The following is a 16,920-nucleotide window of genomic DNA, read 5'->3' as shown; positions in this document are numbered from 1 at the left end:
GCGAGCCCGATGCAAGAAAAAGGGCTGCCAGACACCATTCGATGTCGGACAGCCCCAATATACTGAATTTCGGATTATATTTTCCAATAGAGAAAATCTTTGATGTTCGAAAGCTGCGTCGGGTCGATCCCGCGGCGCCCTCCAAACACGAACTTATTTTCTCCTTTTCTGATCCGGGCAGTATTCGGCCGCGAAGCGCTTTTGGCTGCGACATCCTGCAGGGCCGCGAACAGAAGGCTTTGCAGTTCGTTCCGGTCTACTGTCGCCCCTTTTTCGGCGCCGCGCGTTTTATTCATCTCGGCGACAATATGGTCGATCCCCAGTTCGGAGAACGCTTTTTCCTGAGAGGGGAATTTTGCAATCGCACTGGCGAAGGAACTCACCGTCCCCTCCTGGTCGCCGCCAAGATATTGGAGCAGCCCTATGTTGAGGTCGATGCCGCCGTCGCTTTTATCGGCGTCGAGCGCCGCCGAATAGTTCTTGCACGCATTGGCGGAATCTCCCTGCATCAGATAAATATTGCCGAGATTATTTTTTGCCATCGGGGATGTGAACGTTTTGATCATGGCAGCCGCTTCGGCGTACCGTCCCGCGTTGGCAAGATACATCGAGGCCCGATTGCACGATTGTTCATCCCCCTGGTTCTTCAGTTCCGCTACTTTCCGGTTCAACATCTGGGCGGAGATCTGCGACACATTCTTCATGTCGTCGTTCATCAGGGAAGAAACTTTATCCGCCGCAGGCGGTTCGGCGGCTTTCACGTTGACGGCGAGGTTCGCCGGCGGGAATTGTTCCCATGCAGCACGCACGTCGATAATGTCCAGCCGCCCCTTCGAGTCGGCGATCTTGTAGTACTCGTCGGCGGCAAGCTTCCACGCTTCGGCGAACGGATGATTGATGATGGTCGTCTCCAGCGGGATCCAGACCGTGTTGTCCCTGACGATGTAATCTTTTTCGTCGAGGCTGATCCGTGATGCATTCTTTTTGTTCACGCCCGAATCAAAAATGATGAAGACATGGTCCGACGTGCCGACCAGCGCCGTCCGAATCCCGATATTCTCGAGGCAGGCGGCGAGGAGCACGGAACTGCCGCTGCAGTTCGCCGTGTGATTTGCCAGCGTCTCTCGCGGGAACTGAACGTCGTCAAGAAGGTCGGCTTCCGCGACTCTCCACGGCGCGCTGACATAGTTGATCGAGAGGGCGCGAATGCCTTCCCAGACGGTCATTGCATTCAGCAGATTGCGCGGCGCCCCTTCGAGGATCGATTGGTCGTATTTTACCGAGCCTAGAACATACCTGGAAAAATTCTTCACTGCATCGTCGTTCGACGTAATAAAAGCGCCCACCGAATTCGGCCGCGACCAGGTGATCGAAGTTCGGCTGTAGACCGTGACCGGCTTGACAAGGCTGCGTGACTTCGCCTCTCCCCCCGCGGTGTACGACAGCTCCGCCTTGATCTGGGCCACCGTATTCTCGCTGACCATGAGGAGCTGCTTTGAATCCAGCGTCACCGAGACAGGGAACGACTCTGTCGCACCGGCTTTGAGGAGAGGGATCATCTGTTCGGATGGTAATTGCATGTATGTTGGAATAAAGAAACTCGCTTTGACGTTGCCAACGTCCGTCTTTCCCGTATTGTGAATCGTAATTTGCCCGATCGGATTATAGGCGTAATAGTTGTATGCAGCAGGGAATATATTGTCGACGTTGAACTCGGAGATCTCCAGCGCTCCGGGAAGCGTGTAGCTGACCCTCGTTTTCGTCCCTGTCACCTTCGTATTGACATCAAGGCGGTTCCCGGTGAACGATTCGACCTTATAGTCGGACATCGAAGAGAATTGTTTCCGCAAATCGTCGATCGAGCCGCGGATCCAGACATCTTCCACTGCCGCGTCGCCTTCCATGTACCGCAGCTTCATTTTTTGAATCATCGGAATCTTGCCCGGAAGTTCCTGCTCGATCTTCATGAGCGAAGCATCGGTCACCCCCAAGAGAGCAAGCTGAACGGCGACCGGCCGCTCTTTCATGTCCTTCAGTTTCATCTGCACTTTTGCCAGGAGGTCCGACGCCAGCGAATCCCCGAGTTCATCGAGGGCTTTCGACGCTGCCTGGGACCTTCCCTGCGACGCTTTCTTGGATGTCGCGCTCGACACAGCAATGATGTCTCCGGTGTCGGTGATAATGACTTTGACTTCTCCGTCGGCAGTATACTCGACCGTTTTGATGCCGTACGTCTCCCGTTCCTCACCGAACACGGCCTGTGCGCCTCCGGCAATGATCAATTCTGCGCCAAAACGGCGGCCGAGCTCTTTGGCCTTTGTCGGATTCAGATCGCCGAGCGAAAGGTCGCGCGCGCGGACGGTCTCAAACTGAGATTTGTCGACAAGCCGGTAGCCTTTGGCAAGGAATGCGCTCTCAATCTTTCCGGTCACTTTTTGCGCCGTAGCATCCTTGTCGTCAATTTTTTCGTCGACAACAACCATGATCCGGGGCATTTCCGAATCTTGCGCACAAACGCGGACCGCCGCCGTCATTACCGCCGCAAGAGCAGTCCACAACATTATCGTTACTCGTTTCATACGTAGTTCTCCTCGAATCGTGAACAGTTCGTGAATGCGATTTCCGTTAACATTCTTCACGACGTTTCTCATTTAGTTTCTTTCTTTAATTTTCCGACAAGCGCGGTCATCTCTTCGACCTTCTGCCTGGCCGGTTCATATCCGCTCGATTCATCCCATGCTTTCTGGTACATCGATTTAGCGTTCTCATACATCGCGGCAGCCTCGGCGATTTTTCCTTCTTTTTCCAGTTTATGGCCGTTGTCTTCCAGATTGAGCGCTTGTGCGTATGTCACATAGCCGTTGAATTTTCCGTCCTTCGCGGAACCAAGCTGGTCTTCTTCTGCCGAACTGAGCTTTACTTCAAGGTCGTCAGAGATTTTCTTCACGAGCGAGTTCAACATCGTCAGGAACTGATCGAGGTCGCCCGTTTCTTCCTCGGCCTTGAGCGTCAAACCGGTTTCCGTCGCGACGATGCGCGCATCGATGCGAAGCTTGTCGCCGAACAAGTTCGAAAACCCGCCGAACAGGAGCACTTTGGCCCCGAGCAACTTTCCCATCTTCTGTGAGGTCCCCTTGTCGACCAGGTCCGATTCGCCGAGGTTCAATTCTTCGACGACCGATTGAATCCGCTGCCGCTCGACGACCTTGAGCCCCTTGATCTTCGACATCTCCGTGATAAGCATATCAGCGAGCCCTTTTTTCAACGGATCGAGTTTATCTCTATCGACAACGCTGTTGTTCTCAAAATAAAGGATCGCAATCGTCTGCGGTGCTGCCTCCTGTGCGCGGGCGAACGGAACGGCCAGGGACCACAGCAAGGCAATGGCTATCAGCCACGATACGCGGCCGCGATGTAGACGTTTATTCATGACGGTGTCCTTCCTTTTATGATGAAATAATCAAGATCTTTTTCACTTCAAAATTGGATGCGTCCGCGGGCCCCGAATTCAGTCCCCGTGGCGTCTTGCGTCACGTTATTGATCACAACGCTCCCGGTGCCGTACTTGGCGTTGAACGCAATGCTGAACCACGATGCAGGCGAGAATCCGGTCTCAACGCCGGCGGATGCGAGCTGGGCTTTGCCAGTCTCGAAAATTCCGACACCGAACGGAATCTGGTCGCCGGTATGGAGCTTCCCTTCTGCAAGCCCGGCAAGAGAGAACCACTCGACCGGAGACCATGTTGCGGTATACTGACCCTCGTAGTGCTGCGAGCTCTTGAACATTTGCCCCGTTCCAGAATTAAAAATTTCGCTCTGTGTTCTGAGACGCGTCCTCAGGAGCAGACGGTGCGTGACCGGTCCCGTCTTCACCGAATAAACGCCGAGCACCATAAACCGGAGCCCCGACTGGATGAAATTTTCTCCACCGAGTTTGTCGGGAAAATAATTTGTGACCGTGATGTCGGCCGAGAGGCGCGACAATTTCGAGAACGACGTGTAATCGAGACCGATGTTGGCGGAAATTTCATCGCCCGGCTTATACATCTGGTTAAACCCCTCGACCGAGACAGGCTGGTACTCTCCTTTATAGACATACGAGGCACCGCACCCAACGATCAGCCTCCGTTGAACCGGGTAGGCATACGCAAAGCCGAGGTTGGCATTCGTTCCCTGACCAAAGACCGGTACATTGTAGTCGAGCGAAGATTCGGAGATCAACGTGGCGATCGTTAGCTGATCATCAGTCAGTTTTGTGATACCCGTCGGCAGACTGACGCCGCCGTTGATCCACCAAGCGTCTCCAGGAAGGACATACGAAAAACCGACCCGCGTATCGGCAACGCCTTGAAGCGTGAGCGTGTCCAGCTTGGAAATTGCCGGGGAATTCGCCACAGAGATCAGAATACGATTGGAAAGTGGAATGGAGATCATCGCGGGAGCAGATTGTTCGACGACGTTCCCCTCTTCCTTCAGATTCCATGCTTGCTGAGAAGCCCCGACGGTAACGCCCGTCATTCCCTGGAAAAGAAGCCGCTCATCGTATGATGGAGCTGTGCTCTGCGCCAAAAGGAGACGCACCCCCAGCGGTAGCGCCACGGTTAAAAAGAGTGCTCTTCTGTATGTGAGATTCGATTTCAACTCAGAGTGAAAAAGCCAAATATTATTTCAAAAACACCATCTTTTTGGTGAAGCTGAATGCCTCTGTTTTGATTCTGTAAAAATAGATCCCGCTCGCCGCCCCTGCCCCGTTGTCCCCCGTACCGTCCCACACAACAGAATAATTGCCGATCTTTTGATCCCCGGTGAAGAGTGTTTTGACCTTCTGCCCGAGAACGTTGAAGATCTCCAGGGTGACATACCCGCTGTGAGCAAGCGAGTATCCGATCGTCGTGGTTGGATTGAACGGGTTCGGATAATTCTGATCGAGTGAATATCCGACCGGAACCAAAGGGATCCCGTTCGTATTGCTCCCGATGTACTCTTTTGTTCCGACGATCAACCGGAACAAGCGGTCGCTTTCATTCTTCTCGTACGCAAAGTTGTACGATAAAGCTGAGCTGATGTCGTATGCCCTCTCTGTCGTCATATCGACGAGATACATTTCAAATTGAGCCGGCATATTTCCGCTCTTGACGAATTGAACCGAAACTGACGCTTTGGAATTCGACGATGCGATATCGAAGTCCCAATAGTTTCCTTCGGGATGAATTGGACGGTAGTCCCCTGCGTATCTCCCGGGATTCGTTTTCCAATTTGGATGATTGAAGGAGAGGGTGACATAGTCGGTCGGCGCCGGAGGAGGCTCTGAAAAATCTTCGGCATCCCATTCGTCGCTCGCCGAGCGTAGTACGCCCGCAACATTATCGTTATCCGCCCCCGTGCCGTTCGCCGCGCTGATCTGCACCTGCCATTCCCCTTGCGCAAACTGCCGCTGCACTTCGGCCTTCTTCGCGAGAGATGCCGACGACACTTCATCGGGATTGATGTAAACGGTAACTCCGTTGCGAAGGCTCTTCAGAAAATATCCGGCAAATGGCTGCATGATGTCGGTGACCTGCTGAAATCCAGCGCCGTCAAAGCCCCACAGCCACGATTCGACGGAATCCGGAGTTGAATGGAGCGAGTTCGCCCAACTGACGGGGTAGGGAAAAGGATTTCCGATCAAATTATATCCCGAGTCGAGCTGAATCGGGAAGAAGCCCTGCGCCGTCGAGACGTTCGCCGATCCAAGCGACAACGATTGCGATCCCTTCGTGATAAGCCAATATCCTTCCCCCCGCTTGAACGTAAGGAAATCCGGACTCGGATACTCTTGATACTCCGAGCCGTCCCATCTGCCGTAGAGCCGCCATTTTGTTTTATCGGCAGCTCCGAGGTCCTTGAGGACGTCGCTGATGTTGAAATCCAACAGGTCGAACGGAATGCTGATGATCTGGTACTGGTCGCTCAACGTCGGACTCGGAATTTTTACGGAATAGCTTCCCGTAAAGCCGAAGACGTTCAATGCAAACTGGAGATTGTCTCCTGCAAGAATGCCTGTCGGGAGTGGCGACAGGGTGTCCTTTCCCCGGACATTAGACCAGATATCGACATCTCCGATCAAAAGGATCGTCCCCTTTCCAACCTGGCTCATGGCCATCACGACGGGCTGTGCTGTTTTCTTTTGCAGACTGTCGCTGGTCGTGGCCACCGTGGTGAGGTTCCCGCGCAAAAACGGCGATGCCTGTGCCGAAAGTGCGATGCTCGCGCATCCAAAAGGAATGATCGTGTGAACGCCCTTCACGAACGGATGGGTCGTGTCGGTGAAATTGGAAAGAAGCGGCGCGGCGGGATTGTTCGAATAGTTCCTTACGCCATCGGTCACCGCATCGCTGTTCATCGCAAGTCCTGTTGGAGTATTCGGAGCGTCCTGCACCCACTGAAAATTCGAGAGGATGCCGTTCAGACAATTGTTGGCGTCGGAATTGCCCGAGTCGCCGAGCATCACGACAAAGCCGCCGTTCGAAACATACTGATGCAGCTTATTGATCTCCACCAGCGAGAACGTCGTTTTCGGCGCTGCGATCATGACGGCATCAAACGAGGAGGCCAGCGGGTCGAACGCTGTCTGGCTGCTCACCGTGATGCCGCTTCTTTGAAGTGCCTGAATGAACTCGGAGAGAAACTGCGTGATCGAACCCGTTGCAAGACTTGACGACACACCGTGCGTCGTATCGAGCAAGACCGAACGGTTGACCGCAGTGACCGGAACACCGGTTCCTTTCAAGGTGACTCCCACAGTCGGATACCCTGGATCGGTCGTGGCAAAGGTCAGCGTGGCCTGGGATGGACCGGTCAATTTCGGAATGAATTGGATCGTCAACGTCCCAGAGGATCCCGGTTTCACGACAAGGGGTGTGGCGCCGGGCGGTACGATATAGGCCGACGGGCCTGCCAACGGTACTGTCAAAGAAGCAACCGTGATCGTCACACTTTGAGACCCGTTGTCGCTGAAGGTAATATTTTGCCCCGAAACGCTTCCGATCGGAACGGTCCCGAAATCAAAGCTGACCTGGGAAATGCCGAGTGCATTTCTTGTATCGACAGCCGTGATTCCCCTGTTGCTGCCGACAAACATCGTCGTGTCGTTCGCCGTCGACTGACCTATGGAATAATATTGCGTGGAAGGGCCGCCGCCGATTTTCGTCCATGTGAGGCCGTCGTCCGGACTTCGTAAGACCCCGTTCACTGCAGTACAGTAAAGAGTGGAAGGATGAACCGGATCAAAAGCGACATCGATTCCCGCGGCGTTAAGCTGAGTCCAGTTTGCTCCCCCATTCGTTGTTCTATATTCATTATAGATTGCGCCGCCTGTTAGTGTGGAAAGGAAGATCTCGCTTGTGTTCACCGGATCAATCCTTGGATGAAAACCGATGAGGGGCGCTGTCGTCCCATTGACGGTTGCATTCAACGGCAGATTGCCTGAGATCGAATTCCAAGTTTTCCCCAAATCGGTCGACCTCCAAACGCCGTTGGCAGAGAAATACATCGTCGAGGCACTGACGGGATCGAACTCGATGTTTCCGACGACCGACGTCGGTATCTGTTGGGGAGGAGCAACGGCATACCACGTCCCTCCCCCATCCGTGCTGACCATGAACTCGCCGGTAAGTGCAGAGATGAAAAGATTCTGCGAATTGACGGGAGAAATTCTCAGCGTCCCGTCCTCAAGATTGTTGTTAAAGGGGGAGAGAGAATCGTGGGGGATATTCTGGGTCTGAATCTTTTGCCATGTACTCCCGGTATCGACGCTCTTGTAAAGTCCGTACACGTTGCCCGCATAGAGAACAGCGCTGTTTTTTGGATCAGCGATGACGCCGCGAACGTACGGGTTGTCAATTCCATTGTTCGACGGTATCCATGTGCCGCCGCCGTTGGTTGATTTAAGAATTCCGCCCCCATAAACGCCGGCGAACAAATACCCCGAAGCGGAATTCTGGACAGCAACCGTGCGCGCAATGGAATTCATCATCCCCGAATTCTGGCGCGCCCAGCTCGAACCGTCGTCGCTGCTTTCGTAGACCCCGTCGGATGTTCCGAGATATATTTTTTTAGGATGAGAAGCGGGGATGAAAATTGAATTGATGTCGATCGTCGCCTTGAAGATCAGCGTCCATCCCAACCCCAGGTTTGACCTGCGGTATACTCCTCCGTTGTCGGGCCTCGTCGGGAAAAATTCTTCGTTCCCTTTCGTTCCGACGTAGAACGTGTCTGTCGCTGCGCTGTCGCCGACCGTCAGCGAACATTGCACGACAGAGTCGGCAATCGAGGTCCCTGTGAACGGAATCCACTGAACTCCTCCCGGACAAAAATACTCTCCCGATGACGTTCCCGCCCTCAGCCCTAAGCCCTGAATGAGCGAAAGCGAATGAATGCGAAGTCCCGATCCTGCAAGTCCTGCATTTGTCGCCAACGCGCTCCACGTCGACCCCCCATCGCTCGTCGAGTACACGCCCGCGGCATCAGTTCCTGCATAGACAGTCATCCCTGATAGAGATCCAGCGGGATCGATGATCAGCGCTGTTATCGTCCTGCTGACCGTAAGACCGGTCGACGACGCTGCCCACGTTAAACCGCCGTCGGTCGATTTGAACACTCCAGCAGCCCCTTGCAGCGTCGGACGTGCGTCGCCGGCAAACATCAGTAGCGGGAGCGCAACATCGATCGCGATCGTCGAGACCGGTGTTGTAAGAGGCGTCAGACTCCAGGAGGCGCCCGCGTCGTAGCTGACGTACAAGCCCGCCTGCGTCGCTGCATACGCCGTGAGGGGCGTTGTAGGATGGAAAACAATATCGTTGACGGGAAAAACACTCAACGCTTGGGTCCACGTCGCCCCGCCGTCGAGTGAACGATAGATGCCGTCATTTTTTGTCCCGGCGAGAACAACGCTGTCGTTTGCGTCTCCCCGGACCACGTTGACAATGCCGCCCCCCGGTCCGATCGGATTCACCTGCGGGTAAAGCCGTTGGGCCGCAACGGAAAACAGAAAGAGTGCAATGATTGTTCGTAGTAACGAATGTCTCATTCGCTTCGGAGATTACTTGGGCGGCTTCGGCGGTTCCGGTAGCGGAGTGACGACCGAAGTCGGCTGAGGCGAGGAACTAGGACCCGGCACAAAGCCGGAATTGACATTTGTCGACGTCGACGACGCCCGTTCGGACATTCCGCCGATGCTTTCTTTCGCCAACGAACTGCTCGGCGGCGGGGGAACAGATTGCGTCGGCACGGCATTGCTCCCCGACGTGGACGCACCGCCTTTCATCATTTCTCCCGTTTTTTTAGCCGTGCTCAAACTTGATCTGGCCTGCGAAAAATTTGGATCGGATTGAACTGCGGAGGTGTACGATTGCACTGCCTGATCGTACAATCCTTTATCTTCGTAATCGATCCCCTGAGAGTATTGCAAGAATGCAAAAAAATTCTCCGTCGGAACCTCGAGAATCGATACACGTTCCTGATTCGTTATCGGAATTTTGAGCTCGTCGAGTATCTTGAACACCAGTTCTTTCTCGAGCCGGAAGAACTGCTTCATGTCCCCCGAAATATCCGTCGTGCCGTCGACTTGCCCGCTGCGGGTCTGGGCGACAAGAGCGTCGATCCTTAATTTGTCGGAAGTCAGGTCAAAAAAGGTTCCTTTGACAAGCCGGTATGCGCCAAGTAATTTCCCCACCCGCGGCGCGGTTCGTTCATCCACCAGCCCCGACTCGCCGAAGTTCAGTTCCTCCACCAATTTTTGAAGCCGGACTCGTTCAACAACCTTCACGGAATGGATCTTTGACAAATCCGTGATCATCATGTCGGCAATCCCCTTTTGGAGCGGGTCAAGATTGCGCATGTTCCCTTTATTCTCAAAATAGAGGACGGCGAGAGTGTTAGGCGGCACGCTTGCTACGTCGAGATGCGATTCCTCAAGCAGCGCTTTCTTGGCCTCAATCTGCATTTCCTGGCGGTAAAGAATCTTGACCCGGGCATCCACAATATCCCGATATTCTCCGAAAACGGTCATTTCTCGATAACGCCTGTAATATTGTATCGCCTTTTCGTATTCGACGCTCGCCTCGTAACTCGATGCGAGATAGTACACGGCCTGGTCGTCTTCAGGATCGGCGGAAAGAGACCGTTCAAAATACGCTGTCGCATCGCCATAGTATTTCTTATTGTAGAGGCCGATGCCGAGATACTTCAAAAAAAGGGGGTCATTGGGATTTCGCGCGAGGTTCGCCCGGGCATTCGCGATCGCGTCATCGTTCTTCCCCTGGTCAAGCAAGCCGGACGTTACTTCATACGCCGTTGGAGCGCACGACGATAGCGCTAGGGCAAAAATAATAACCGGAACTTCACCAAAATGTGAAATACAAAACCGTCTGATGGTCATTATCGGGAGATCGATGCTGCGCTAGTAGAGTAACCTTGAGTTTGCGATGAGATGTGTGTGTGAATATTGTGAAAAATCGATAGGATGTCAAGGCGATGAGTGCTGTGGCTTGTCGAGAATCACCCAATATTATCGAGTGAGAATTGACTTCATAAGCGAAATTCGTAATATTCAACCGATAATTCACGACAAATCTACATTTTGCCGCGATGACGAATAAGATCGTATTTCTGACAGGTTCGACGGGATTCATTGGCTCAAAGGTTGCCCATCGCTTGATTACGGACGGGTGGAAAATCAGGGGAGTGGTTCGCGATCCCGAAAAAGCCCAAAGAATGTTAAGCGCATGGGGGGGAACATCCGGAAACATTGAACTTGTTAAAGGGGATCTATTCGCCGGATCGCCAGCTGATCGAAGAAAGTTCTTTGCGGAATGGCTTACTGATGTCCATGCTGTCGTTCACCTTGCTGAAGCTAAGAAAAATGAGAAAGATTTTGACGTAAAAAACATAAAGTCATTGGGTTTGCTTCTTGAAGCCGCAACGGAGACGCCTAAATTAGAGCGATTCGTTTTCGTGTCAGCGTTTATGGCCGGCGGACTTCCCCGGCCGCTTCCTAAAATGCTGACAGAAGAAATGACGGGAATAGAGTTTCCTGACCCGTATTATCAATGGAAGAGGATGGCTGAGCGGCTGTTGATAAGATCGGCCACCAAATCCCGTTTTTCCTATGCGATCGTTCGCCCTGCCCTGGTTTATGGCCCGAATGCCGAGTGGCTCGTTCCAATGCTGAGCCTGATCAAAAGAATGGGATCATTTTTCGTCCCCCTCGCGAACGGGGGAAAAGCTCAATTGGGAACAGTTCATGTCGACGACGCGGCGTCAACGATTGCGTCAGCAGCATCCAGCAACCATGCGGAAAATCAGATCATTCATGCTGTGGATAACGGCGGGACAACGTATGTTGACTGGTTTGAATCCATTTGCAGCGTTTTCGGCCGTAAGCCACGCCTGGCTAAAATCCCGGAAGCAGTCCTTTATCCTGCCGCTAAGACCATTGATGGGATAACATCGCTTGTTAATCGCCACTACGGCGTTTATCAATGGGCCCTGGTTTTAAGCCGGGGGTGCGGTTACTCAAACGAGAAGATGAGAAAAATTATCGGGGAGCTTAAATATCCTTCAATCCGCGACGGGATTCCGGGGATGATGGAATGGTTTCGGCAAGCTCACGGATAGCTCTGCCGCAAAAAAAACGGGCAGCTTTTGCCGCCCGATGTTCTGCTGTACTTAATTCTAGTCCTATTTCTCTATCGGCGCATTAATGAGGTTGCCCCATTCGGTCCACGATCCGTCGTAGTTGCGCACTTTCGGGTAGCCAAGAAGGTACTTTAGGACGAACCAGGAATGCGACGAACGTTCGCCGATGCGGCAATAGGTTGTCACCTCTTTCAATCCCGGTACAATTCCTTTTCCTTCATACAGCGCTTTCAGGTCTGCGGCTGATTTGAATGTTCCATCTTCATTCACCGCTTGCGACCAGGGAATATTTTTTGCTCCCGGAATGTGCCCGCCGCGAAGCGACAGCTCCTGCAAGCCGGGAGGCGCCAGAATTTTTCCGGTGAACTCGTCGTTCGAACGGACATCCACAAGCCCGTGCGTCGAATCGGTGAGACGATTGGACACGGATTCTCTGAGCGCGCGAAGATCCGTCTCAATCTTGGAGACTTTATATGTCCTTGCGGCATAGCGCGGAACATTCGTCGTTAACGGCTTCCCTTCGGCCGCCCATTTTTTCCTACCGCCGTTGATCAGCCGAACATCGGCATGCCCGTAATACTTCAACAGCCAAAATGCGTACGCGGCAAACCAATTGTTATTGTCCCCGTACAAGATCAATCCCGTTTCCGGTCCGACTCCCGACTCACCGAGAAACCGCTCGATCTGTTCCTTGCTGAGTATGTCGCGCCGCGTCTGGTCCTGAAGCTGCGTCTTCCAATTCCAGCCGATCGCCCCTTCGATGTGTCCTTTGTCGTACTCGGTGGTGTCGACATCCACTTCGACGAACCGCAAATTCCCGTCCTTTAAATGCTCCAGCGCCCAATCGGTGCTGACAAGCACTCCGGGATTCGCATATCCGTTGTTTGAAGCCATACCTCCTCCTCAATGATAATGATTAATAGTTGGTAACGCGTTTCAAGAATATCTTCGTAAAGTACGACCAACGCCGCAGGCGGAGGTAGAGGACACATCCGAGGCAGAAATTAACGGTAAGATTGACGAGAGCAAGTGCCGCGACAAGAAATGCAATCCCCCATCCGAGCACCGGATAATTGCTTTCGATCAGCAAGGCAAATGCGGCGATCAGAAAAATCCCGCCGAGGCCCTGAGCGAAGAGGTGCTGGACATTGTCCTCTTCGACAACATCCGGGCGCAAGATTCCGAGCGGACGAAGAATTTTGGCGTAGAAGAGCTTGAACGCTCCCGCAGACGGCACGGCAGTGCCAACGAGCAACACCAGTGCCAGTGCCGCGAGGAGCCAGGGGAGCTGGGACACAAAAGCGGCAGCGACGATCGTGATGATCGATGCCTGATTGAATTTGAGCGCCGTCCGGTCCACGCGAGTAATTCCGTTTGGCATATCTGTGATTCCTTTCGATAATTGGTAATAAATAAAAAACCCTCTTCTATGTTGATAGAAGAGGGTTCGTTCCTTGAAACTTATTTGCGCCTTTTACAGCCGCACGGCCATCCTTCCAATTCCATCAACAGCATTGCTCGGAGTACAGCAACAACACGCCGCATTACAACAGATGTTTAAGCGGATGCTTGTTGAACGGCTATTGAAATTGATCGACTTCATTACGTCTTAATATAATGATGTTTGGTTCATTGTCAAGTGGCCACCGGGGCGTCTGCCATCCTTACCATCCCCATGTAAATGCCGCCGACATCCCGGCGGAAATTTCTCCAAAGCCTTTCCCTCCAAAAAATTTGTTGTAACGGTACGTGATGGCGAACGTGTGTTGAGGAATGAAACCGAAATACGAAAGCCACGGCGTCATTACCCACGATGACGCGCCAAGCGAATAGCCGGTGGACGGAAAATTCGTTATGATCCCCGCAGAAGGACTGACGCCGAGGAGGAAAATTTCCCGTCTATCGACAAACGTCAGATGAATATCTCCCGTGGCTTCACAGCGGACAAAATCTTTCTGCTCCTCGCTGAAAATATGCGTATATCCAACCGTGAACCGCATATCCGAAAACCTTTTCAGATCGATCTTCTCGCCGAACCCGACCCCCGTTTCGAACGCCAGGATACCGTGTCCTTTGCCGTTTTCGACAATAATTCCGCCGCTGGGGGGAACAATGCTGATGGCTGTGGAACCGATGGCAAGAGGGACCAGAACGACGGTCGACAGAATTTCCATTGCGTTGTCGTAGGACGTTGTTTCTGTACTTTGAAACTCGGTGGACGTGGAATCCTGCCCGTGTGCGCACAATGACGATGAGAGCACAAGCATTAACAAAAAAGAGAGACGCCGTCGCATGTCCTCAACACTCCAAGAGATGCTCATCTTTTTGCAGTTTAGCGTGCGAGCTCTTTTGCAAGAAATTCTCCGGTGAAAGACTTCGCATTCCTGCTTATTTCTTCGGGGGGCCCTTCTCCGACGATATAGCCCCCCTCGTTTCCCCCTTCCGGTCCAAGGTCAATGATCCAATCAGCAGTTTTGATCACGTCAAGATTATGTTCGATGACAATGACCGTATTCCCTTTGTCCACGAGCTTGTTCAGCACGGAGAGCAGCATCTTGACGTCCTCAAAGTGAAGCCCGGTGGTCGGCTCGTCGAGGATGTAAAGCGTTTTTCCCGTTCCGACCCGCGACAGCTCCGTTGACAGTTTCACGCGTTGAGCTTCGCCCCCCGAAAGCGTGGTCGCCTGTTGTCCGAGCCGGATATATCCCATGCCGACATCGAACAAGGTCTGCAATTTGCGCCCGACGCGGGGCATTTCGCTGAAGAATCCGAGCGCCTCTTCGACCGTCATCTCGAGAACGTCGGCGATAGATCTCCCTTTGTAGTGCACCTCGAGCGTCTCCCGATTGTAGCGCTTCCCTTTGCATACGTCGCAAACGACGTAGACATCCGGCAGAAAATTCATTTCGATCTTTCGGACGCCGTCCCCTTCGCAGCTTTCGCACCGCCCGCCTTTGACGTTAAAGCTGAAGCGCCCGGCTTTGTATCCGCGGATCTTTGCTTCGGGAAGCTGCGTAAACAAATCTCTGATCATCGTGAACATGCCGGTGTAGGTGGCCGGATTTGAGCGGGGCGTCCTTCCGATCGGCGACTGATCGATGTCGATGATCTTATCGATCTCGCCGATGCCCTGGAGGCCTGCATGCGGGAGCGTACTGATCTTTGTCTTATAGAATTTTTTGGAAAGGACGGGAAAGAGCGTCTCGTTGATGAGCGAAGATTTTCCCGAGCCGCTGACCCCCGTCACGCACACGAACAACCCGAGCGGAATTTTCGCCGTGATATTCTTGAGATTATTCCCGGAAGCCCCTTTGATCACCAAAAATTTTCCGTTCCCTCCGCGCCGAACCGCCGGCACTTCAATCTTTTTTTTCCCCTGCAGATACTCGATCGTTGCCGATACGCCGTTCTCCCCGTGCTTCATTTTTCCTTTTTCATTTTTCCTTTTCAATTTTTCCGGCTCACCTGCTGCCACAACTTTTCCCCCGTGCTCGCCTGCTCCCGGGCCGAGGTCGACGACGAAATCGGACTGTTCGATCATCTCCTTATCATGCTCGACGACCAGCACGGTGTTGCCAAGGTCGCGAAGCTCTTTCAGGGAGTCGATCAGCTTCACGTTATCGCGTTGATGAAGTCCAATGCTCGGCTCGTCGAGAATGTACAGCACCCCGACGAGCTGCGACCCGATTTGCGTCGCGAGCCGGATGCGCTGTGCTTCCCCTCCTGAAAGCGTTCGCGCCCCCCTGTCGAGCGTGAGATAGCCGAGGCCGACATTCACCATGAATTCGATCCGCTGGCTGATCTCTTTCATGATTTGCTTCGCGATCTCGGTCTGTCTCGGGGTAAGCCGCAAGGTTCTTATGAATTCCCGCGCATCGCCCAACGGCAGCGCGACAACGTCGGCGATGCTGACCCTTTTCCCTGACACCGCATCTTCAAGCTTAATCGCAAGACTTTCTTTTTTCAGCCTCCCGCCGCCGCAGACCGTGCAGCGCGTCGTGCTCATGAACCCCTCCACCCATTCCCGTATTTTCGGCGACGCCGTTTCGGCATAATAATTTTTCATCATGCCGACAACTCCGCTGAACCGGTGCCTGTAAATGATCGGCTTCCCGCCGCCGTGAGCATATTCGATCTCAATCTTTTCCTTGCCCGTGCCGTACAACAATTCTTCGCGGGCAATTTTTGAGAGCGATTTCAGCGGGCTGTCAAAATCAAATCCGTGCCGTTTGAGCACCGCGCGCACCTGGCTGAAGAACCATGTCTGACGCGGCTTCCCGAGAGCGGCAATGCCTTCCTGATTGATTGATAGCTTGTCGTCGGGAATGATGAGCGACAGATCGAATTCTTTCTTTTCTCCCAGACCCTCGCATGAGGGGCACGACCCGTACGGCGTGTTGAAGGAAAATGAGTTCGGCGCTGGCTCCTCGTAACTGGCCCCGCAATTCGGGCAGGAATAGTGCTTGCTAAAAAGATGGTCCGAGGAGCCGTCATTTACAATGAGGACGCCGGCGCCGAACCCGAGCGCAACTTCAACCGAATCGGCAATGCGGCTCCTGCTCTCTTTCTTCACCGCGATCCGGTCGACGACGATCTCGATATCGTGGACTTTATAGCGGTCTACTTTCATCTCCTTTGAAATTTCTTTGACCTGTCCGTCAACCCGGACACGGAGAAATCCGTCTCTGACAATCTGTTCGAACAGCTCCCGGTAATGCCCCTTTCGCCCTTTGACCACAGGCGCGAGAATCAGGATCTTCGTCCCCCCCGGCAGTTTTACTATCGCATCGATGATCTGGTCAACACTCTGCTTCTGGACCTTCGTCCCGCAGTTGACGCAAAACTGGATGCCGACGCGAGCAAACAACAACCGCAGAAAATCGTAGATCTCCGTCACCGTGCCGACGGTCGATCGCGGGTTATGGCTGACGGTCTTCTGCTCGATGGAAATCGCCGGACTCAACCCTTCGATGTAATCGACGTCAGGCCTTTCCATCAAGCCGAGGAACTGCCGTGCATAAGCGGAGAGACTCTCAACATACCGGCGTTGTCCTTCCGCGTAAATCGTGTCGAAGGCAAGGCTGGATTTGCCGGAACCGGAAAGCCCGGTAATGACAACAAGCTTATCGCGCGGAATTTCAACGTCAATGTTCTTGAGGTTGTGCTCGCGCGCTCCTTTGACGATCAGAAGGTTTTGATCCGGCATAATGAGGTTAGATCGGACAGGCGGTTTTGCCCGTTCAA

At 53.3% G+C, this 16,920-nt stretch carries 10 protein-coding genes; 1 reads left to right on the top strand and 9 read right to left on the bottom strand.

Annotated features, from left to right (window positions below; all coding sequences use genetic code 11):
• Positions 1 to 74: 74 nt before the first annotated feature.
• From VMF88_14840 to VMF88_14820, 5 genes are all read right to left on the bottom strand, one after another.
• The gene (locus VMF88_14840; GenBank protein HTY12336.1) at positions 75 to 2,579 is read right to left on the bottom strand and encodes a hypothetical protein; all 2,505 of its coding nucleotides are present in this window, start codon (positions 2,577 to 2,579) and stop codon (positions 75 to 77) included.
• 68 nt (positions 2,580 to 2,647) lie between these two features.
• The gene (locus VMF88_14835) at positions 2,648 to 3,430 is read right to left on the bottom strand and encodes a CsgG/HfaB family protein (protein HTY12335.1); all 783 of its coding nucleotides are present in this window, start codon (positions 3,428 to 3,430) and stop codon (positions 2,648 to 2,650) included.
• Between the two features lie 47 nt (positions 3,431 to 3,477).
• Entirely contained in the window at positions 3,478 to 4,599 is a 1,122-nt protein-coding gene (locus VMF88_14830; protein HTY12334.1) for a hypothetical protein, read from the bottom strand.
• Positions 4,600 to 4,663: 64 nt separating this feature from the next.
• Positions 4,664 to 9,067: a DUF4350 domain-containing protein gene (locus VMF88_14825; protein ID HTY12333.1), complete on the bottom strand. Its 4,404-nt coding sequence runs from the start codon at positions 9,065 to 9,067 to the stop codon at positions 4,664 to 4,666.
• A 12-nt stretch (positions 9,068 to 9,079) separates the two neighbouring features.
• A complete protein-coding gene (locus VMF88_14820; GenBank protein ID HTY12332.1) occupies positions 9,080 to 10,417 on the bottom strand; it encodes a tetratricopeptide repeat protein in 1,338 nt (445 codons plus the stop codon).
• A 209-nt stretch (positions 10,418 to 10,626) separates the two neighbouring features.
• On the opposite strand from VMF88_14820, the gene VMF88_14815 reads away from it, so the two are divergent.
• Entirely contained in the window at positions 10,627 to 11,655 is a 1,029-nt protein-coding gene (locus VMF88_14815) for an NAD-dependent epimerase/dehydratase family protein (GenBank protein HTY12331.1), read from the top strand.
• Positions 11,656 to 11,718: 63 nt separating this feature from the next.
• Here the strand turns inward: VMF88_14815 and VMF88_14810 are convergent, their stop codons facing one another.
• The 4 genes from VMF88_14810 to uvrA form a co-directional block, all read right to left on the bottom strand.
• Positions 11,719 to 12,570: a sulfurtransferase gene (locus VMF88_14810; GenBank protein HTY12330.1), complete on the bottom strand. Its 852-nt coding sequence runs from the start codon at positions 12,568 to 12,570 to the stop codon at positions 11,719 to 11,721.
• 22 nt (positions 12,571 to 12,592) lie between these two features.
• Positions 12,593 to 13,057 carry a DUF4395 domain-containing protein gene (locus tag VMF88_14805; protein HTY12329.1) on the bottom strand — a complete coding sequence of 155 codons (465 nt, stop codon included), beginning with the start codon at positions 13,055 to 13,057 and terminating at the stop codon, positions 12,593 to 12,595.
• A gap of 283 nt (positions 13,058 to 13,340) precedes the next feature.
• On the bottom strand, positions 13,341 to 13,970 hold the full coding sequence (locus VMF88_14800) for a hypothetical protein (protein ID HTY12328.1): 630 nt from the start codon (positions 13,968 to 13,970) through the stop codon (positions 13,341 to 13,343).
• Between the two features lie 38 nt (positions 13,971 to 14,008).
• Positions 14,009 to 16,882, bottom strand: a complete 2,874-nt coding sequence (gene uvrA / locus VMF88_14795) for an excinuclease ABC subunit UvrA (GenBank protein HTY12327.1) — start codon at positions 16,880 to 16,882, stop codon at positions 14,009 to 14,011.
• Positions 16,883 to 16,920: the final 38 nt, after the last annotated feature.

Source organism: Bacteroidota bacterium (genome assembly GCA_035506275.1).
GTDB lineage: Bacteria > Bacteroidota > Ignavibacteria > UBA10030 > UBA8401 > JAGVPT01.
Note: the sequence above shows the minus strand (reverse complement) of the source record. Positions and strands in the feature narration are given on the sequence as shown.